At 43.2% G+C, this 16,991-nt stretch carries 20 protein-coding genes and 1 other annotated feature; of the genes, 2 read left to right on the top strand and 18 right to left on the bottom strand.

Annotated features, from left to right (window positions below):
• Positions 1–64: 64 nt before the first annotated feature.
• Positions 65–487 (bottom strand): organic hydroperoxide resistance protein, encoded by a 423-nt coding sequence (locus ACE1TF_RS00350; RefSeq protein WP_042399128.1) that lies wholly within the window; start codon positions 485–487, stop codon positions 65–67.
• 200 nt (positions 488–687) lie between these two features.
• Between ACE1TF_RS00350 and ACE1TF_RS00345 the strand changes: the two genes are divergently transcribed.
• Positions 688–1,146: a DUF4064 domain-containing protein gene (locus ACE1TF_RS00345; protein ID WP_042399125.1), complete on the top strand. Its 459-nt coding sequence runs from the start codon at positions 688–690 to the stop codon at positions 1,144–1,146.
• A 1,070-nt stretch (positions 1,147–2,216) separates the two neighbouring features.
• On the opposite strand, the gene ACE1TF_RS00340 is transcribed toward ACE1TF_RS00345, so the two are convergent.
• Both ACE1TF_RS00340 and ACE1TF_RS00335 read right to left on the bottom strand, forming a co-directional pair.
• Entirely contained in the window at positions 2,217–3,371 is a 1,155-nt protein-coding gene (locus ACE1TF_RS00340) for an FtsW/RodA/SpoVE family cell cycle protein (protein ID WP_042399122.1), read from the bottom strand.
• 142 nt (positions 3,372–3,513) lie between these two features.
• Positions 3,514–4,344 (bottom strand): polysaccharide deacetylase family protein, encoded by an 831-nt coding sequence (locus ACE1TF_RS00335; RefSeq protein ID WP_375013379.1) that lies wholly within the window; start codon positions 4,342–4,344, stop codon positions 3,514–3,516.
• A gap of 74 nt (positions 4,345–4,418) precedes the next feature.
• Here ACE1TF_RS00335 and ACE1TF_RS00330 point away from each other — a divergent pair, with 74 nt between their 5' ends.
• The gene (locus tag ACE1TF_RS00330; protein WP_375013376.1) at positions 4,419–4,751 is read left to right on the top strand and encodes a hypothetical protein; all 333 of its coding nucleotides are present in this window, start codon (positions 4,419–4,421) and stop codon (positions 4,749–4,751) included.
• Here the strand turns inward: ACE1TF_RS00330 and ACE1TF_RS00325 are convergent.
• The 15 genes from ACE1TF_RS00325 to minD form a co-directional block, all read right to left on the bottom strand.
• The gene (locus ACE1TF_RS00325; protein ID WP_375013374.1) at positions 4,748–5,155 is read right to left on the bottom strand and encodes a chemotaxis protein CheW; all 408 of its coding nucleotides are present in this window, start codon (positions 5,153–5,155) and stop codon (positions 4,748–4,750) included. The two genes, ACE1TF_RS00330 and ACE1TF_RS00325, sit on opposite strands and share 4 nt — an antisense overlap.
• A 10-nt stretch (positions 5,156–5,165) precedes the next feature.
• Positions 5,166–7,145 carry a chemotaxis protein CheW gene (locus tag ACE1TF_RS00320; protein WP_375013372.1) on the bottom strand — a complete coding sequence of 660 codons (1,980 nt, stop codon included), beginning with the start codon at positions 7,143–7,145 and terminating at the stop codon, positions 5,166–5,168.
• A gap of 242 nt (positions 7,146–7,387) precedes the next feature.
• Positions 7,388–7,534 (bottom strand): hypothetical protein, encoded by a 147-nt coding sequence (locus tag ACE1TF_RS00315; protein WP_375013370.1) that lies wholly within the window; start codon positions 7,532–7,534, stop codon positions 7,388–7,390.
• A 477-nt stretch (positions 7,535–8,011) separates the two neighbouring features.
• Entirely contained in the window at positions 8,012–8,665 is a 654-nt protein-coding gene (phoU, locus tag ACE1TF_RS00310) for a phosphate signaling complex protein PhoU (RefSeq protein ID WP_375013368.1), read from the bottom strand.
• A gap of 10 nt (positions 8,666–8,675) precedes the next feature.
• A complete protein-coding gene (gene pstB, locus ACE1TF_RS00305; protein WP_375014074.1) occupies positions 8,676–9,452 on the bottom strand; it encodes a phosphate ABC transporter ATP-binding protein PstB in 777 nt (258 codons plus the stop codon).
• Between the two features lie 85 nt (positions 9,453–9,537).
• Entirely contained in the window at positions 9,538–10,311 is a 774-nt protein-coding gene (gene pstB / locus ACE1TF_RS00300; protein ID WP_375013366.1) for a phosphate ABC transporter ATP-binding protein PstB, read from the bottom strand.
• 24 nt (positions 10,312–10,335) lie between these two features.
• Positions 10,336–11,205: a phosphate ABC transporter permease PstA gene (gene pstA / locus ACE1TF_RS00295; protein ID WP_375013364.1), complete on the bottom strand. Its 870-nt coding sequence runs from the start codon at positions 11,203–11,205 to the stop codon at positions 10,336–10,338.
• Positions 11,206–11,209: 4 nt separating this feature from the next.
• Positions 11,210–12,127 carry a phosphate ABC transporter permease subunit PstC gene (gene pstC, locus ACE1TF_RS00290; RefSeq protein WP_375013362.1) on the bottom strand — a complete coding sequence of 306 codons (918 nt, stop codon included), beginning with the start codon at positions 12,125–12,127 and terminating at the stop codon, positions 11,210–11,212.
• A 103-nt stretch (positions 12,128–12,230) separates the two neighbouring features.
• The gene (locus ACE1TF_RS00285; RefSeq protein WP_375013360.1) at positions 12,231–13,121 is read right to left on the bottom strand and encodes a phosphate ABC transporter substrate-binding protein; all 891 of its coding nucleotides are present in this window, start codon (positions 13,119–13,121) and stop codon (positions 12,231–12,233) included.
• Between the two features lie 191 nt (positions 13,122–13,312).
• On the bottom strand, positions 13,313–13,597 hold the full coding sequence (rpmA, locus tag ACE1TF_RS00280; RefSeq protein ID WP_042426987.1) for a 50S ribosomal protein L27: 285 nt from the start codon (positions 13,595–13,597) through the stop codon (positions 13,313–13,315).
• Positions 13,591–13,947: a ribosomal-processing cysteine protease Prp gene (locus ACE1TF_RS00275; RefSeq protein ID WP_042399109.1), complete on the bottom strand. Its 357-nt coding sequence runs from the start codon at positions 13,945–13,947 to the stop codon at positions 13,591–13,593. The genes rpmA and ACE1TF_RS00275 overlap by 7 nt, the downstream gene beginning before the upstream one ends.
• A 12-nt stretch (positions 13,948–13,959) precedes the next feature.
• Positions 13,960–14,268 carry a 50S ribosomal protein L21 gene (rplU, locus tag ACE1TF_RS00270; protein ID WP_042399107.1) on the bottom strand — a complete coding sequence of 103 codons (309 nt, stop codon included), beginning with the start codon at positions 14,266–14,268 and terminating at the stop codon, positions 13,960–13,962.
• Positions 14,269–14,282: 14 nt separating this feature from the next.
• Positions 14,283–14,357, bottom strand: a sequence feature (ribosomal protein L21 leader region).
• 25 nt (positions 14,358–14,382) lie between these two features.
• Positions 14,383–15,261 carry a M50 family metallopeptidase gene (locus ACE1TF_RS00265; protein ID WP_375013357.1) on the bottom strand — a complete coding sequence of 293 codons (879 nt, stop codon included), beginning with the start codon at positions 15,259–15,261 and terminating at the stop codon, positions 14,383–14,385.
• Complete coding sequence (locus ACE1TF_RS00260; RefSeq protein WP_375013355.1) at positions 15,254–16,060, bottom strand: peptidoglycan DD-metalloendopeptidase family protein; 807 nt, start codon at positions 16,058–16,060, stop codon at positions 15,254–15,256. The genes ACE1TF_RS00265 and ACE1TF_RS00260 overlap by 8 nt, the downstream gene beginning before the upstream one ends.
• Before the next feature lie 123 nt (positions 16,061–16,183).
• Positions 16,184–16,984 (bottom strand): septum site-determining protein MinD, encoded by an 801-nt coding sequence (gene minD, locus ACE1TF_RS00255; protein ID WP_042399104.1) that lies wholly within the window; start codon positions 16,982–16,984, stop codon positions 16,184–16,186.
• Between the last annotated feature and the right edge of the window lie 7 nt (positions 16,985–16,991).

Raw genomic sequence — 16,991 nt, 5'->3', positions numbered from 1 at the left:
GGTCGTTTGCTTTCATTAAAAAAGTGCCTTGTCACTAGTGGACAGGCACTTTCGTATGATAGAGTTACTTCGCAGCCACTTCTAAAGAAACATCTACATTTCCACGAGTTGCTTTGGAATAAGGACAAAACTCATGCGCTTTTTCTACCAGTTGTTCAGCTGTTGATTGGTCAACCCCTTTAACCGTCACATGAAGTTTGACGCCAAGTTGAAAGCCATTGTCACTTGGGTCTTTTAGCAAGCTGACTTCTGCTCTTGTTTCTGAATCAATTTCTTCTTTGCTTTTCTTTGCCATTAAGTTTAGCGCACCGTCGAAGCACGCTGCATAACCGGACGCAAATAACTGCTCAGGATTTGACGCATCACTCGGTATATCATCTCCGCTAGGCATCGTGAGTCCTACATTAATGACACCATTGTCAGATTTAACTTGTCCTTCGCGACCACCTGAAGCAGTCGCACTCGTTGTAAATACTTTATCTGCCATGTTCATCTCCTCCAATCAGTTCTATCTATTATGTTTACGTTTTCGCTTATTTTTAAACCTCATATTACAAATTCATTGAGTTGTTCATGAATAGACTCATATAGTAGTATAATAAAAGGAATGTAACCGTAAAGGATTGCATTACTGCTAATTCGGGTATGAAGATTGTACCATGCTCAATGAGGGAAAGGTGATTAAAGATGAAAAGAACAGGAGAAAAGGTACTAGGTTGGATTGGGGTTGCAGTGAACTTTTTAGTTATTGTTCTTACCGCAATGGGAACTGTTGTTATGAGCGCAGCTTTTGGCTCTGACCAGTTGCAAGCAGAACTCGAAGCTGATCTTGCGAACGATCCGGCATTAAACAGCGAGGACATTGATATGATGCTAAGCGTATTCTCTATGTTTTCTGCGATTGGCTGGTTTGCGGTTGTCGTTATGGTTATTGGTATGATTCTTGCCATTATCGGTCTTATTAAAATTAATGGAAATGCCAAAACCGCGGGTATTCTTCTTATTGTATCCGGTGCGCTTATGGTCATTCTCACGCTAGGCGGCTCCATCATTCAATCTGTACTCTTCATCATTGCAGGTATTATGTGCTTGGCTCGTAAGCCACAAGTCGAACCTGCCGAAGAAGAAACATCAACAGATTATTAAAAGAGCATGAGTAAGGAAAGGGGCTGTCCCAAAAGGTTTTAAAATAGACCTTGGGCACAGCCCTTTTTTCTATGAATGAGTTTCATATCTTCGATGGGTTGCAAGTTTTCGGGACATTAACATCAGTATCGTTTATTGATTTTCACTGCAGGCGGATGCACTCCAGAGTACAAGGGCGACATCGGTGGCCAAAAGACGCCCAACGTGTTTTTTAAGTTGCAAAGTTTTGATCTTGGAACGGAAGAACGGGTTCCAAAGATCATCGATTGGAATCAGATTCACTCATAAGTGACCATTTTGACTCTTTCTGATTCCAATCGATAGACATCTAGTTCCAAACGTCCGTTTATGGGATCATATTCAGCACTTTAAAGAAATTGAACAACAATCTAGTTCCAAAGCGATGTTTATTGAGTCGCACGCCCTGCCCCGAACACCGAGTTGAAACCCCAAACTTCTGTCGGCGCGAGTCGCGCCGAATCGAGACCAATTTTGGTTCGGTCCCGCTGGGACCGACAGGTCGTAAGGAGTTAGGTTTCGTCCAATCTGCGCTCCAGTTGGAACAAACTGCGCGCAAGTTTTACGAAATGAGCGCTAAAATCGCTAAAAAGAGCTAACTTGATCGCAGAAATTGAAAACTAGCGCGCACAATGCGAACCATGCCCTGCCCCGCTCGATACAAATACCATTGAAGTAATTTCGCTATGTGAAAGAGATATGAATACATTTTTGTCATAACAATCAATCGCATGAAATCACGAGATAATCTCTACATTCTGGCATCCAATGCATTGCTTTTGTTCATCCTATATAGAGAGTTTTTCACTACTTTCGGCATTGAAGATGCGTGGGGAATTTTCTCGGAGGTTAGCGGTGTAGATCACTCACCCAAATGATCTAGATTCATTGACCTTCGGGAAATCGCAGCGCCACTCCTCCCTTAGGATCCACTGCCTTTTGTTCCAAACAAATCCGCCTTTAATTCCTCTATTGAAGGCCACATTTGGACTTTATAAAAAAGCCTTAGGATAACTTTTATCCTAAGGCTTTTATGGATCAACCGCTCGTCGCTATTTCTCTTCAAACACATAACTCTTCGCATGATACCGGACTCCGAGCACAATGCCAATCGCGAGCATCGAACTGAAGAGAGAACTACCTCCATAGCTCATAAACGGAAGCGTAAAGCCGGTAACAGGAAGTAAGCCAACGTTCATGCCGACGTTTTGAAACACTTGGAATGTAAACAGTGCAATGACACCGGAGCATAAATACGTGCCAAAGCTATGGTGAGAACGAATGGCGGTCATCATAATTTGATAGAACAGAATAAAGAACAATGTAATGACGAGAGCCGTTCCGAGAAACCCTGTTTCTCTTCCAACGATTGAAAAAATAAAGTCGGTATGCGCTTCGGGAACGTATACGTCATGCTCTGTGTTTCCTGTCAATCCACCAGAACCAATTGCGGTCATTGCTTGCGCCACTTGATAACCTTGATCTGGGTTCTCCAGCGGTCGCAACCACCCATGAAAACGGTTCACCTGATAGTCTTCGATATGTCTAAAGAACGCATTCTGCACGAAGTCTGGAAAACGAAAATACGCAACAATAAATGCGCCAACAATGACGGATGGAATTCCATATAAAAGACTAAGCAGCTTATAAGACATTCCTGAGACGAGTGTTAGCCCGACGGTTATGGCAAGCATCATCATGACCATCCCCATATCCGGTTGAGAACGAAGCAACAGAATTGGTGGAATAATGACGAGAGCCATTTTCGTTAATAGCCATAAATCGGATTTAAGTTCTTTTGGCGTCCAGCTATTGTTATGTTTATAAATAATGGCACTAAGTGTGACGATAATAAATACCTTCATAAACTCTGAAGGCTGTAAATTCACGAAACCGAGATCAAACCAACGGGTCGCCCCTAACCGCTCAGGAGCTAGACTACTTGGAGAAACAATCTCTAGCACAATGAGCATGAACAATCCGAACGCATAACTAATCCAATGCAAATTTAAATAATATTCAAAGTCAAAGTGCATGACGACAATCGCGATAATAAATCCGGCCACAAAAAAAGCAGCTTGCATAATAACGATCGTTGTATTTCCTACAGCAAAATAAATGTATAAACAGCTCAAAACAGCAAAAATAAATAATACAAACATCATATTAATGTCGTATTGTTTTTCATAGCTTTGGTAAGGTTTCATGCTTTCATCCCCTGAACACATCATTCTGCATTTATGATACACGATTTATTGTGACACGTATATGAGTAAAACATTGCAATTATCGACGTCTTTGCAAACAACCGAAATAAAGCGCCAAATGCATTTGCATTCGGCGCTGTTATTAGAGTGCTCGATCAACGTCAAGCATGTCCGACACGGTCACGAACTCATACCCATCTGCTAGCAATTCTGGAATGAGTGTATCTAGAGCATCCGCTGACGTGATAGTCTGATCCCAATTCCCACCATCATGCATCAAAACGATGCTTCCTGGACTAATTTCACTACGTAGAATGTCGACAATCTCTTCTGAAGGGATTTGCTGCCAGTCTTGTGAGTCCGCATTCCATCCAACCGCAATATTGCCCTGTTCGGTTAAGTGCTCCATTAATTCGATATTTAAGCTGCCATATGGAGCACGGAAAAGCCTCGGCTTATACCCAACACTCTCTTCAACGACACGCTCAGTTTGTGTCAACTCCCAATCCAACCTCGCGACGAGATCCTCTTCGTCGTCGTCATCTGTTAAGTTTGGATGCCAAAACGTGTGCGAACCGATATCATGACCGGCTTCATCGATCTCTTGTAGTAACTCTGGATATGCTTCGGCTCTTGCTCCGAGCACAAAGAACGTACCGAGAACATCATATTTGTCCAACACTTCTAAAATCTGTGAGGTGTGTCTTGGATCTGGCCCATCATCAAACGTGAGGGCAACCTGTTTCTCGTTTGGGTCTCCCATATAGTAAAATGAATCAGGGAAGGATTGTTTTAACTGGGTAAACGTCACAGGGTCAGGATCTCTCACATCCTCTTCACTCCCACCACGTAAGGGAGGAAGTTCATCTTGCGCTGCAAAAACGTTCATCGGAACGACAAATGACACGAACAAAGCGACTGCTACTGCTATTTTGACGTATAGAGCTTTCAATTCATCTCTTCCTTTCAACATGACCTACCTGTTAACATATACAAAAATTAACAATGTATGTATGAAAGGCACGACTTATTAAAGAAGGTGTTTGTATGGAAACCCGTGATCGCTTTGTATTTTCACTCATCGTCGTTATCGCCACGGGGTTAATTGTCTTTTTAACCCCAGGAACCGAACAGATGGCACTTATGACGGTCAGCATTGTTTTTTCTTGTTGGTCAGTTTCTGCTTATTTGTTGTTCTACTCTACAGTGACAAATGCTTGGTTTTATAACATTTGGGGCGCTAACGGTCTTTTCTATATTGCTGTAATTGTGCTTGAGGACGGGCGCGCCCATACCGTCATGGTTATAATGATTCTGTTATGGCTGTTTATTCTGGCCATTGATTTCTTGTTTAGACAATCAAGACAAAAGGGTGACTAGTTGTAAATCATAGTCGCATCAATCATAAAGATTAATTCATCCCCGCGTTTCACAACACCTTGACTAATGGCAGAATTTGAGCTTGAGCTCAAACTGTCAGAGACTTCATCCTCTTCAATCTGGATCACTTCTCTCGCTTCATCCACCATCACGCCAAGAGGGTCGTCTTCAGTTGCAAGTAGCAATAATCGTGTGTTCTTCGTTAGTTTTGCGGCTGGTTTTCCCATGACAATACGCAAATCTATTAGCGTCGTAATCGCTCCTCGCATGTTCATTACACCGAGCACTTCTTGAGCAGTTCCTGGCACGCGTGTCATCTGCTCAACGCGTTCAACGGATTGAACATGATCTACATCAATGCCATATTTTTCACCGTCTATGGTAAATACGATAACCTGTGTCATAAGTCACATCCTATTCATTCAATAAACTATTCGTATCAATAATCAGGATCACATCTCCATTACCTAGAATCGCAGCACCAGAGATTCCTTTCACATTCCCTAAATAATTGCCAAGTGACTTTAAGACGACATCTTGCTGACCAACGAGAGATTCTACGGCAATGGCAACGGCGTAGTCACGATGCTTCACAATAATGAGAGATTGAAAGTCATCTTCAAACGTCGAGTGCCTCGCTTTGGTACTCGGCGGAATTTCAAATGCCTCAGACAAGTGGACGACAGGGATGACGTGATTCCGATAATTTGTCACCATCTTTCCTTGCGCTTTATAAATTTCCGCTCTTTTTACGATGGCGGTTTCAACGATGGAAGAAATCGGAATGCCATACCATTCATCCTCAGTCTGTACGAGCATCACATCCATAATGGATAACGTTAACGGAAGCTGAATGGAAAACACCGATCCACTCCCATGCGTACTACTTACCGAGATCTTTCCGCCTAACGATTCAAATGTTTGTTTTACAACATCTAAACCGACACCCCTACCTGAAACATTCGTAATCTCTGTTGCTGTGCTAAACCCCGATGAAAATAACAATTGATAAATTTGATGGTCATCCATTCGCTCTGCCTCAGCATGTGTAATGACCCCTTTTCCTAACGCACTAGCTTTAACTTTTTCTCGGTTAATGCCCGCACCATCGTCTGAAACTTCAATATAGACACTGTTTCCTCGATGAAATGCTCGCAGTTGTATCGTCCCTTGCTCACGTTTTCCTTGCTCACGTCTCGTTTCAGGATGTTCAATCCCGTGGTCAATCGAATTACGTAAAAGATGCACGAGCGGATCGCCAATCTCATCGATAATGGACCGGTCCAATTCTGTACTCGTTCCACTCATCTGCAAATCAACTGATTTTCCGAGCTCTTTAGACAATTTTCTTACCATGCTCGGAAAACGGTTAAATACATGTTCAACACTCATCATCCTCATGCTCAAGATCACATCTTGCAGTTGCTGTGCGTTTCTCGTTAACCGTTCAATTGAAGAAGTGAGTTCTGAATCATCAATGCGTGCGGCAATGCCTTCCATTCTGCTCCGATTAATGATGAGCTCTTCAAACAAGTTCATCAACGTATCCAATCGTTGTACATTAATTCGTACCGTTTTACTCGTTTCAGTTTTCGATGGAAGCGCATCTGCTGGACGGGGTACTTCTTCTTGCGTCGTTCCGTGTTCTTTTTCTTTGCTCACGTTTGTTTGAACGTCTGAAATATTCACCTCTTGAATTTCTGACACTTGTCCGACCGTTTGCTCTAATACATCCTTCTTTTCCCGGGAAATAAATGTGAGTACGAAACGATTCTCAAATGCTTCAGCTTCCAATTCCTCGGTAGTGGGTACTGATTTGATGACGTCACCAAAAGACTCTAGACTTTGAAGCACCATGAACGCCCTCACCGATTTGAGCATCGCTTGTTCATCTATATAAACCTCAATTTCATATGCACGAAAACCATCTTCAAGAGATTGTTCAATAACCGTCCATTCAAACTCATTATACGCCGTTTTCACTGCCAATCCGGGCTTTTCTTCCTCGAGTTGTTCACCGTTTGTAACTTTCTCTAACCGCTCGACGAGCGCTGTTACATCTTTAGTTCCGTCTCCACCAGAAGCGATTCCTTGGACCATCTCTTCCAATGCATCCGCTGACTGAAACATTACATCAATCGTATCTACCGTTAATGTAAGCTCATCACTGCGAATGAGGTCCAACACATTTTCCATCGTGTGTGTTAAGTTGGCGACGTCTGTAAACTCCATCGTCGCAGCCATGCCCTTTAATGTGTGGGCCGATCGAAAGATCTCCTCAACGACACTTCGATTCGCTGTGTCTTTCTCTAACTCAAACAAACAGTCTTGTATATTTTGCAAATGCTCAACACTCTCATCAATGAACAATTGTCGATATTCTGCATGAGCCATGCTTTCACCTCTTCATATTCACACGTCTACTTCTCATATCGGTATATCGAGCGAGTAGTTTGAGCTTTCTCGACAAAATAACTAGCGATCAAACACTATGCTGTGGAATGGCGAATTTTCAAGGTTCATTGTTTCTTCGTATCTCTCTTACTGTTTCACACTTCAATCGTTGACGCACATACGAATTGGCCTATATTAAAACGTGGTGAAGCAAAATCTAGGCTTCACCACGTTGTACGTGTTTACATATAGAAATTTCGCAACGCTTGATCTTTCATCCGATGATAAGATCGTTCTCGTTGTTGGTATTCATACGCTTTTTCAATTTCTTCTTTTGAAAAGAAGCGAGGTTTAATGATTACTGTGATTAACATTAAATGAATTCGCATACTTCCCGCCTCCTTTCTGTATCCATTTTAGGGAGAGGTATCCTCATTCCAAGTATTGATCTGTGTTCCGCTAATGAGCGTTCTCATTAGGCTCTTCCTCCTTTCAGGTCCAATGTAAATATATGAAAACGTTCGTTTGAACGTTCCACACTCCGCTATTTCTACGCAAATGTGCAGCAATTATGAATCTTTTTTTACACACAAAAATCCCCCGACCGTTTCACACAGGCGGAGGATGGTCATTTCGTATTGTAAAAAACATCGCACATTGTAAAACGGCTACAACGATCCAGCTCGTCGACAGTTAGCATCGACGAATGGGATAATCCCCACATGTGTCCAGTATGAAGTTGTGACGAAGTGTCCTCGTTTACGTGTTGTCATGTGTGATCACCCTTTCTGAATTTTATAAACTTAGTATAGCGGGTATTCATCTCTCTGTAAAGCTTTTTTTCTTGTCACCACATTTTCACACAATTAATGCCGATTCAAATCACGATGTACACCTTCTACAACGTATAGAACTTGTTCTGCTAAGTTCGTACAGTGATCTCCAACCCGTTCCAAAGAACGTGCGGTGTAGGCGAGCTGGACGATGGTCCGTTCATCATGTGTATTCAATATAAATTGTTGAATGGCTCGACCGTAAAGATCGTCAAGAGTTCGATCTTGTTCCTCGATTTGCTTGACTTCGTTTACTTGCAAATGATAAAAAGCTTCAATGGCTCCCTTCAACATACGCACACTGTATTCGCCCATCTCGGTTATAATTTCTGTTTCTTCAAGAGAAAATGCTTGCGGTATACGGTGCAAATTTGCTTTAGCAATCTCTACTGCCAAATCACCAAGACGTTCGAGATCAGTAGACACTTTCATCATCGCTGTTAACGTTCTCAAGTCGGTCGCGACTGGCTGTTGTGTCACGAGCAATTGCACGATGTGCTCATTTACTCGTAGATCTGTTTCGTTAATCGTTTTATCTTGTTCGATGATTTGTTTAGAATGCTCAATATCTCCTGCTGTTAAAGCAACTAAAGATGCTTTTAGCGAATGATACGCCAACGTTCCCATCTCATATAATTGTTCATGTAAGGATTGAATTTCCGTTTGTAAAACTGTTCTTCCTTGCATGCCAGCTCTCCTAACCGAAACGTCCTGTAATATAATCTTCCGTCTGTTTCCTTAACGGATTCGAAAATAATCGATGCGTTTCACCATGCTCAACGACATTTCCCATATATAAAAACGCGGTAGAATTCGAAACTCTCGCTGCCTGCTCCATTTGATGCGTCACTAACACCACGGTATATTTCTCTTTTAATTTACTAATCAAATCTTCGACAGCAAGAGTTGCTTTTGGATCTAAGGCGGATGTCGGTTCATCCATTAATATCACTTCAGGGGATGTTGCAAGTGCACGAGCAATACAAAGTCTTTGTTGCTGACCACCAGACAGACTGAACGCTGAATCATGTAATCGATCTTTCACTTCATCGAAAAGATAGGCATCTTTGAGTGATCGCTCAACAATCTCGGCAAGATCTTTCTTTTTTACGCCGTGAACTTTCGGCCCGTATGAAACATTGTCAAAAATGGATTTGCGGAACGGGCTTGGCTTTTGAAAAACCATGCCTACACGTTTGCGTAAATCCAACGGGTCTTGTTTTTCACGTAAGATATTCTCACCCTCAAACGAAATCGTTCCGCTCATATGAACGTGTTCATCAGCGTAAATCATAAGGTTTAGTGTCTTTAACAACGTTGACTTTCCACATCCAGAAGGACCAATTAACGCCGTCACTTGATTTTTTCTAATTGGTAGACTGACGCCGTGTAAGACTTCATTGTCCCCGTAGGCTACTCGCAAATCTTCTATCTGATAGACTGTTTCAGTTTGAGGTGTTGCGCTGTTTACCATAGCTTCATGCATTTCTAGTTCAGGTCGTGCTGCAAGTTTTACCATACCGCACCCTCCATCTGTTTCGTTTTATCTCACACGTACATTAACCAAATTTACCTGTAATATAATCTTCGGTTTCTTGTTCCTTCGGGTTTGTAAATAATTGATGCGTGTCACCTGCTTCAACGACATTGCCGTTAAGAAAAAAAGCAGTGCGATCTGATACTCGTGCCGCTTGTTGCATATTATGGGTGACGATAACGACCGTATAATTGCTCTTTAATTCATGAATTAATTCTTCTACTTTGGACGTGGCAATCGGGTCTAGAGCGGATGTCGGTTCATCCATTAAAATAATATCAGGCTCAATGGCGACGACCCGTGCAATACAGAGCCTTTGTTGTTGTCCACCAGAAAGGCTCATCGCACTGTCATTCAACCGATTCTTCACTTCATCCCATAGCGCTGCTTGACGCAAACTTCTTTCAACGATTTCCATCAGTTTTTTCTTGTTTTTAATTCCATTTGCTTTTGGCCCGTAGGCAACGTTTTCGAATATACTGATTGGAAATGGGTTTGGCTTTTGAAAGACGGTGCCGACTGATTTTCGTAACTGCACCTCATCGACTTGCGGATCATAAATATCTTGACCTTCAATTCGTACGGTCCCACTGACTTTCGTTTTCGGGATCAAATCATTCATTCGATTTAATATTCGTAAGAATGTCGTCTTCCCACAACCAGACGGGCCGATGAGAGCGAATACTTCATTTTTGTTTATATCCAATGAGATATCTTTTAGCGCTTTTTTTTGGCCGTAAAAGAAGTCTACGTTTTGGGCGGTAATCTTCACTTCTTTTTCTTTATGATCAATCACTGGTCTTGACCCCTCTCTCGGCGTTTATGTTGAAAAGCGGCGTACGAGCAATTTGAACAATCCGGCAGCAGTAAAATTAATGATGATGATCAGAATGATGAGCACTGCTCCAGAACCGAGCGCCATTTGTAAATCCCCTGTTTCCATCGCAACGAGGTAGAGATGCAAAGCAAGTGTTCTGCTCCCATCAAATATCGAAGTAGCGACTAAAAGACTGCCCCCGAGCGTTAACAAAAATGCTGCAGTTTCACCGATAACGCGCCCGATTGATAAGATGATGCTCGTCGTAATTCCTGGTAATGCAAATGGTAAAACAATCTTTTTAATCGTATACCAACGCGTCGTCCCTAACGCTAAGCTTGCTTCTTTTAACGTGTTTGGCACACTCCGAAGTGACTCTTCCGATGCACGAATAATGACTGGTAAGATCATCATCACACCTGTTAATGCCCCAGAAAGAATTGAAAACCCACCAGTGTGATCACCTAGCATAAGAACAAAGAAAATAAACCCAAACATCCCGAATACAATCGATGGAATCCCGGCAAGAAGTTCTGTAGAGAACCGTATGATATTTTTAAATCGACCCGCAGGCATATATTCGTTCAAATAAACGGCTGTTCCTACACCAACAGGCGTTGCAATAAGGAGAACGAGTGCAACAAGATAGATCGTTCCAAGTATCGCAGAAAATACACCACCTTCGGTCCCCATGCTCCGAGGTTCAGTGAAGAGAAACTCCATACTAATGACCGAAAATCCTTGACTCATAATATAAAAGAGGATGCCGAATAGAATGATAACGGTGAGTAGAGCGGCAAGACTCAACATTGTAAATGCTAACCTTTGACTTCGTTTCACTTTGATCATATGGTTTGGTTTCACATTGAACATCGGGTCAATACTCCTTTTTTCTAAGAACAATCGTGATTGAATTAATGATTATGATGAACATAAATAGAATGATGCCTGTCGCAAACAACGCTTGACGGTGCTCAGGTCCGGCATACCCCATCTCCAATGCAATGTTCCCCGTTAGTGTTCGAACAGGTGCAAAAATACTTTCCCAACCGAGTTCAGGGATAAGAACGGTATTCCCGATGACCATAATGATGGCCATTGTCTCGCCTATAGCTCGGCCAACCCCAAGAACAACCGCCGCAATTAGACCCGATTTCGCTGCAGGCACAACGACTCGGTAAATCGTTTGCCACTTCGATGATCCTAAAGCTAAAGCTGCTTGTTTATATTCCTTCGGCACAGCTCGAATGGCATCCGCTGAGATCGATATAATCGTCGGCAAAATCATAATGACTAAAATGATGGCTCCCGCTAACACCGAATACCCGGTTTGATAGGTGGACGGTAAAAATTCACTTAAAGGTCCACGCGAAAGACGACGGATGAGGTCTAAAATAATCACCATACCAAATAGCCCAATCACAACCGAGGGGATACCTTCCATGAGTTGCACTGCCGGCCGAATGACTTTCGCCACTCGAGGAGGTGCGATTTCTACTAAGAACACCGCTACAGCAATTCCGATGGGCGCTCCAATGGAAATGGCTAAAACCGTCGCCAACACAGAACCAACAATCATCGGAAAAATACCGTACACTTGATTGGTTGGATCCCATGTTGTCCCAAAAATAAACTCTGTTATGCCATAATTAAACATGAAAGGCAAACCTTCCATAAATATAAAAAATGCAATAAGTCCTAAAGACAAAACAGAAGTTAACGCCATGATCAATAGAATTTTTTTGACAATACTTTCTTCGATGTTACTTTTTCTATTCCGCACCTTTTGAAACATTACTGTAACCACCCCATGACCGCTCTTGAAGGATATTATTTTTCATTGTAAAAAACAGGGCAGCTATCCCCACCCTGTTCGCTCTCCACGCCTTGCTTAATCGTTAATCAACGGATATAAATCCATTATCTTCAACGACTTGTTGACCGTCATCGCCAAGAATGAAATCGAGAAATGCTTGGGCGACTTCACTTAAAGGCTCATTTTCGTTGCTTACATAATTGAACGGTCTAGAGACGGGATACTCACCTGATCGAATGTTTTCATCTGTCGGTTCAGCACCATCAATATTAAGACCTTGAACAGAATCACTCATGCTACCTGTTGACATGTACCCAACTGCAAACGGATCATTTGCTACGCTCTCAGCAACACCGCCGGTCGTATTCTGAATGAGTGCAGAATCGATAAGATCATCTTCTCCGAGCACAATATCTGTAAATGCATCTCGTGTTCCTGAGCCATCTTCTCGACTTACAACAACGATGTCAGCATCATCTCCACCGATTTCAGACCAATTTGTCACCTCACCAGAGAAAATGTCTGTGACATCTTCTAACGCTAGTTCTGATAGAGCATTGTCTGGGTGAACAATAATGGCAATGCCGTCAAGAGCAATGACGTATTCTTCAATGCCTGTTTCGTCTTCAGCAATTTCACGAGAGACAGCGCCAAAGTCTGATGCACCTTGCTGAGCTGCGGTCACACCTGCACCTGATCCCCCACCGGAAACTTCAATTCTTGTATCTGGATTCTCTTCCATAAAAGGAACCGCTAACTCTTCAGAGATCGGTTGAACCGAAGTGGAGCCAGAAATGGTGACTGTCCCTTCCAAGTTGGATGCTTCTTCATTGTCCAATGATTCAGCTTCACCTGAAGCGGGTTCGTCTGCTTCATTCGTCGCCGTAGCATCTTCTGAATCCCCGCTATCACAAGCTGCAAGTGTCAACAATGCCACAATTCCTGTTACTTTTAGAAGATGATGCTTCTTCATCCGTTTAATCCCCCTAATTGAGTACATGATTTCCCTTACATGTCTTACTATAGCGACTCATTATTGAGGACAGTTGAATCGTTTGTAAAAAAACAACTAAGGATTGTTAACGTTCTGTCAATTTTACCGACACTTGAAAAACGCAAAAAAAGGCGGGTAAAGGACTTTGCCTTTACCCGCCTTTTGGCGATTTATGCTTCTTTTGTGTATACACTTACTTGCTTACGCTTTTTACCGAGACGCTCGAATTTAACGACGCCGTCGATTTTCGCGAAAAGTGTATCGTCTCCGCCTTTACCAACATTCTCACCAGGATAGATCTTTGTGCCGCGTTGGCGAACGAGGATGGAGCCACCTGTTACTAGCTGACCGTCACCGCGCTTCGTCCCTAGGCGTTTAGAAATGGAGTCACGACCGTTCTTCGTACTCCCTACCCCTTTTTTCTGAGCGAAAAACTGTAGGTTCATGTTTAGCATTTGTCTGCACCTCCTGAAATTTCATTTACATGTATGAATTCACCGTACGATTGTTGGATGCTCTTTAGTGCAACAACCATACCTTCAAGTAATAGCTGTCCGTCTTCAGCAACTCGACCTGTCCAACTGCGAGGCACTTCGCCGTACAAATACCCGCCGTCGTCCTCTGATTGAATGGTCAGTGGCTGCTCGCAAAGCGCTTCGATGGCATTCACTGTACCGATCGCAACTGCTGATACGCCGGCACATACGATGTCTTCACCATATTCAGCGGCATTCGCATGCCCGCTTAACTCAAATGAGTGTATCGTACGATTTTCTTCGTTTCTTACAATCGTAAGTCGAATCATCAACGTGCACCCTTATAGAGAGATGCTGTCAATCTTAACTTTCGTGTAAGGCTGACGGTGTCCTTGCTTACGACGATAGCCTTTACGACGCTTAAACTTGTAGATGGTGATCTTCTTGTTCTTCCCTTGTTTCTCAACAGTACCTGTAACTTTCGCACCTTCTACATAAGGAGCTCCTACTTTCGTGTCATCTCCACCAACGAAAACAACACGGTCAAAAGTGACAGCGTCTCCTGCTGTTTCTGGAAGCTTCTCGATAAAGATCTGCTGACCTTCTTCAACTTTGATCTGCTTTCCACCTGTTTCAATAATTGCGTACATTCCTATGCACCTCCCGATTTCCTAAGACTCGCCATCCGAGGTGTTCTACCTTCGAACTTAAAACCTCTTCTGTGCGGTTGTAGTTTGGGGGTTCCAAACAACATAAAAATGTTATCATAGGACCGGACGGTTGTCAATGATATCGCCGATGTGTAGCTCCTGCCCACCTCGGTCGGTTTCATAAAAATGGTCATCATAAAACCAATACCGCAACAAATCTTTTTCTTCAAGAAACTGCCCAGATTCAATCACCCGATAAAGGGTAGGCTTTCCTTTGTATAGCTGTTTTATCGCTGCGGATAGCTTTAAATTCGCAGGCACAGATTGCACCTTCGCTTCTACGTCTGGTTCAAAACGTTTGCGTTCTAACAAGAACCGCTGGTATCCGTAAGGTTGTTGCTTCCACTCAAGGAAATTTGCAATGGCTAAAAAGAAAATAATCATCCACCATTGCAAATGTAGAGGGAAGTACATGGCAGTGAGTGTCATGACAATAACTAATACAGCAAGCGATGTTAACAATGAAATCTGCTGTGCCTCACGAAAAGGGCGAATCGATGTATAAGCCACTTGTGCGAGTCGGCCGCCATCAAGTGGCAATACAGGCAGTAAATTAAACAATAAGATCGTTAGATTATGGTAGATGAACAGTTCGTGATCCGCTTGCGACCAAAATGGAAACAATGACAAAGCCAAAAACGATAATCCGATGAGGAAAACGTGTTGCAAAGGTCCTGCCAATATGACAATCACTTCCTCGCGGTGCGGTCGATTCCCGTATTCTTCTGTCTCAGCTACACCGCCAAACGGCAACAGCTCAATCTTTTTAATCCGCCATCCCAATTTCTGAGCAGCGATTGCATGACCCATCTCATGACAGAAAACAATACAAAATAACATGATTAACTCCCGAAAATAACCTGTGGCTATCGCCAACCCAATGACGAGCCAAAATACAGGGTGAATTCGTATTGTTCGAAAGAGATCAATCAAATGTCATCACTTCATTGGGGTCAATAAACTCATTGTTCTTTCGTAAGCCAAACATGAAGCTGCCGCCTTCAAACTCATCACTCGTCGTGACTGCTCCGAGCACATCACCTGACTGCACATGGTCATATAAATTCACATCAATGGCATCGAGCGTACCATACATTGCCTCAGTTCCATCTTCATGCTGAACGACGACCGCGTCTCCCCATTCTGAATCGGCACCCGCTCGAATAACGACCCCACCGCGAGCAGCCGTCACCATTGCATCTTCCGCTGTTTCGACAATCATTGCCTGTCCGTTTTCTGAAAACGATTCACGAACCTCAATTATTCCGGCTGCTGGAAGTGCATATCCCTCTCCAATCGGTGCCTCTATTTGTTCGCCGGATTCATTCAAATCTCCAGGAAATAATGCAAGCGGTCGGCCAAACTGCTCTTCGTACCAGCCAGAAACCGCTGCAAATTGAAACTCCTCACCGTACCACTGCATGGCCGTTTGTCGAACAGGTTCGAGAGAGGCTTGATTTGTTTGTGCAACAATTGCTGTCACGACAAAGATGCCTAGTGCACATAGCCATTGTATAAAAAATCGCTGCCGCACCTTTTCATTCCGGCTGCTCGTCTTCATTTTCTTTTCATCATCACGCCACATGTAAAACTCTGGCTCATGCTCATTCATCTCTTCACGACTCGGGTAATACGCAAGATGTGTCTTTTCTTTCGGTGAATCTGCAGGTTTCCACTCTTTCCTACGTTTCTTTTCGGCTTCTCTTCGAATTTGATCCAACTGGTCTCCCATCGGAACCCCTCCGTCCCATTCAGTCACCCACTTTCTTCATAGATATGTGGAAATGGACAAGGATATACCACGGAAACAAAAAGAAGCTACAGGCCGTATTTTCGGTCCCGTAACTTCTGTTGATTATGCTTGAATACCAAACAACGATTTCACTCGCGCAAGAAAACTCTTCTTCGTAGTTAATGAGAGCAGGGGTACAGATTCTCCAAGAATTCTTCGTGCAATATTTCGATAAGCCAATGATGCGGACGTATTCGGTGTTGTTGCTACTGGCTCCCCTTTATGAGAAGCTCTGAGCACACCTTCATCTTCAAAGACAACACCTAATAAGTCAATGGCAAGTGTCGCGACGACATCATCTACGTCAAGCAGATCGTCTCCCTTTTCCTTGGACGCTTTTCTCACGCGATTGACGACGAGCTTCGGTGAAGGCATTTCTTCTTGTTCCAATAGACCGATCACACGATCGGCATCTCTAACCGCAGGTGTATCCGGTGTAGTGACGACGATCGCTTGGTCCGCACCCGCAACCGCATTTCGGAATCCTTGCTCAATTCCTGCAGGGCAATCAATGATCAAGTAGTCGTAATCTGGCTTCAACTCATTGACAACTTCTGCCATCTGCTCTGGTGTGACGTCAGATTTATCTTTCGTTTGTGCAGCTGGTAGTAGATGAAGACATTCAAAACGCTTGTCTCGGATGAGTGCCTGCTGAACTTTACAGCGACCTTCCAATACATCAACCAAATCATAAATGATGCGGTTCTCAAGACCCATGACAACATCAAGATTTCTTAAGCCGATATCGGTATCGAGGAGGCACACTTGTTTTCCTTGCAGCGCCAATGCTGTTCCAATATTTGCCGACGTTGTTGTCTTCCCTACGCCGCCTTTCCCGGATGTAATGACGATTGCTTCTCCCACAGCATAT

This window comes from Geomicrobium sp. JSM 1781026 (assembly GCF_041949955.1).
Taxonomy (GTDB): domain Bacteria; phylum Bacillota; class Bacilli; order Bacillales; family Marinococcaceae; genus Geomicrobium_A.
The sequence above is the reverse complement of the archived record's forward strand: the minus strand, read 5'-3'. Positions and strand labels throughout refer to the sequence as shown.

What these genes read in the sequence shown, in the direction of transcription:
- ACE1TF_RS00350 (WP_042399128.1), bottom strand. Translation starts at nt 487, where the DNA reads ATGGCAGATAAAGTATTTACAACGAGTGCGACTGCTTCAGGTGGTCGC.
- ACE1TF_RS00345 (WP_042399125.1), top strand. Translation starts at nt 688, where the DNA reads ATGAAAAGAACAGGAGAAAAGGTACTAGGTTGGATTGGGGTTGCAGTG.
- ACE1TF_RS00340 (WP_042399122.1), bottom strand. Translation starts at nt 3,371, where the DNA reads ATGAAACCTTACCAAAGCTATGAAAAACAATACGACATTAATATGATG.
- ACE1TF_RS00335 (WP_375013379.1), bottom strand. Translation starts at nt 4,344, where the DNA reads ATGTTGAAAGGAAGAGATGAATTGAAAGCTCTATACGTCAAAATAGCA.
- ACE1TF_RS00330 (WP_375013376.1), top strand. Translation starts at nt 4,419, where the DNA reads ATGGAAACCCGTGATCGCTTTGTATTTTCACTCATCGTCGTTATCGCC.
- ACE1TF_RS00325 (WP_375013374.1), bottom strand. Translation starts at nt 5,155, where the DNA reads ATGACACAGGTTATCGTATTTACCATAGACGGTGAAAAATATGGCATT.
- ACE1TF_RS00320 (WP_375013372.1), bottom strand. Translation starts at nt 7,145, where the DNA reads ATGGCTCATGCAGAATATCGACAATTGTTCATTGATGAGAGTGTTGAG.
- ACE1TF_RS00315 (WP_375013370.1), bottom strand. Translation starts at nt 7,534, where the DNA reads ATGCGAATTCATTTAATGTTAATCACAGTAATCATTAAACCTCGCTTC.
- phoU (WP_375013368.1), bottom strand. Translation starts at nt 8,665, where the DNA reads ATGCAAGGAAGAACAGTTTTACAAACGGAAATTCAATCCTTACATGAA.
- pstB (WP_375014074.1), bottom strand. Translation starts at nt 9,452, where the DNA reads ATGGTAAACAGCGCAACACCTCAAACTGAAACAGTCTATCAGATAGAA.
- pstA (WP_375013364.1), bottom strand. Translation starts at nt 11,205, where the DNA reads ATGTTCAATGTGAAACCAAACCATATGATCAAAGTGAAACGAAGTCAA.
- pstC (WP_375013362.1), bottom strand. Translation starts at nt 12,127, where the DNA reads ATGTTTCAAAAGGTGCGGAATAGAAAAAGTAACATCGAAGAAAGTATT.
- ACE1TF_RS00285 (WP_375013360.1), bottom strand. Translation starts at nt 13,121, where the DNA reads ATGAAGAAGCATCATCTTCTAAAAGTAACAGGAATTGTGGCATTGTTG.
- rpmA (WP_042426987.1), bottom strand. Translation starts at nt 13,597, where the DNA reads ATGCTAAACATGAACCTACAGTTTTTCGCTCAGAAAAAAGGGGTAGGG.
- ACE1TF_RS00275 (WP_042399109.1), bottom strand. Translation starts at nt 13,947, where the DNA reads ATGATTCGACTTACGATTGTAAGAAACGAAGAAAATCGTACGATACAC.
- rplU (WP_042399107.1), bottom strand. Translation starts at nt 14,268, where the DNA reads ATGTACGCAATTATTGAAACAGGTGGAAAGCAGATCAAAGTTGAAGAA.
- ACE1TF_RS00260 (WP_375013355.1), bottom strand. Translation starts at nt 16,060, where the DNA reads ATGGGAGACCAGTTGGATCAAATTCGAAGAGAAGCCGAAAAGAAACGT.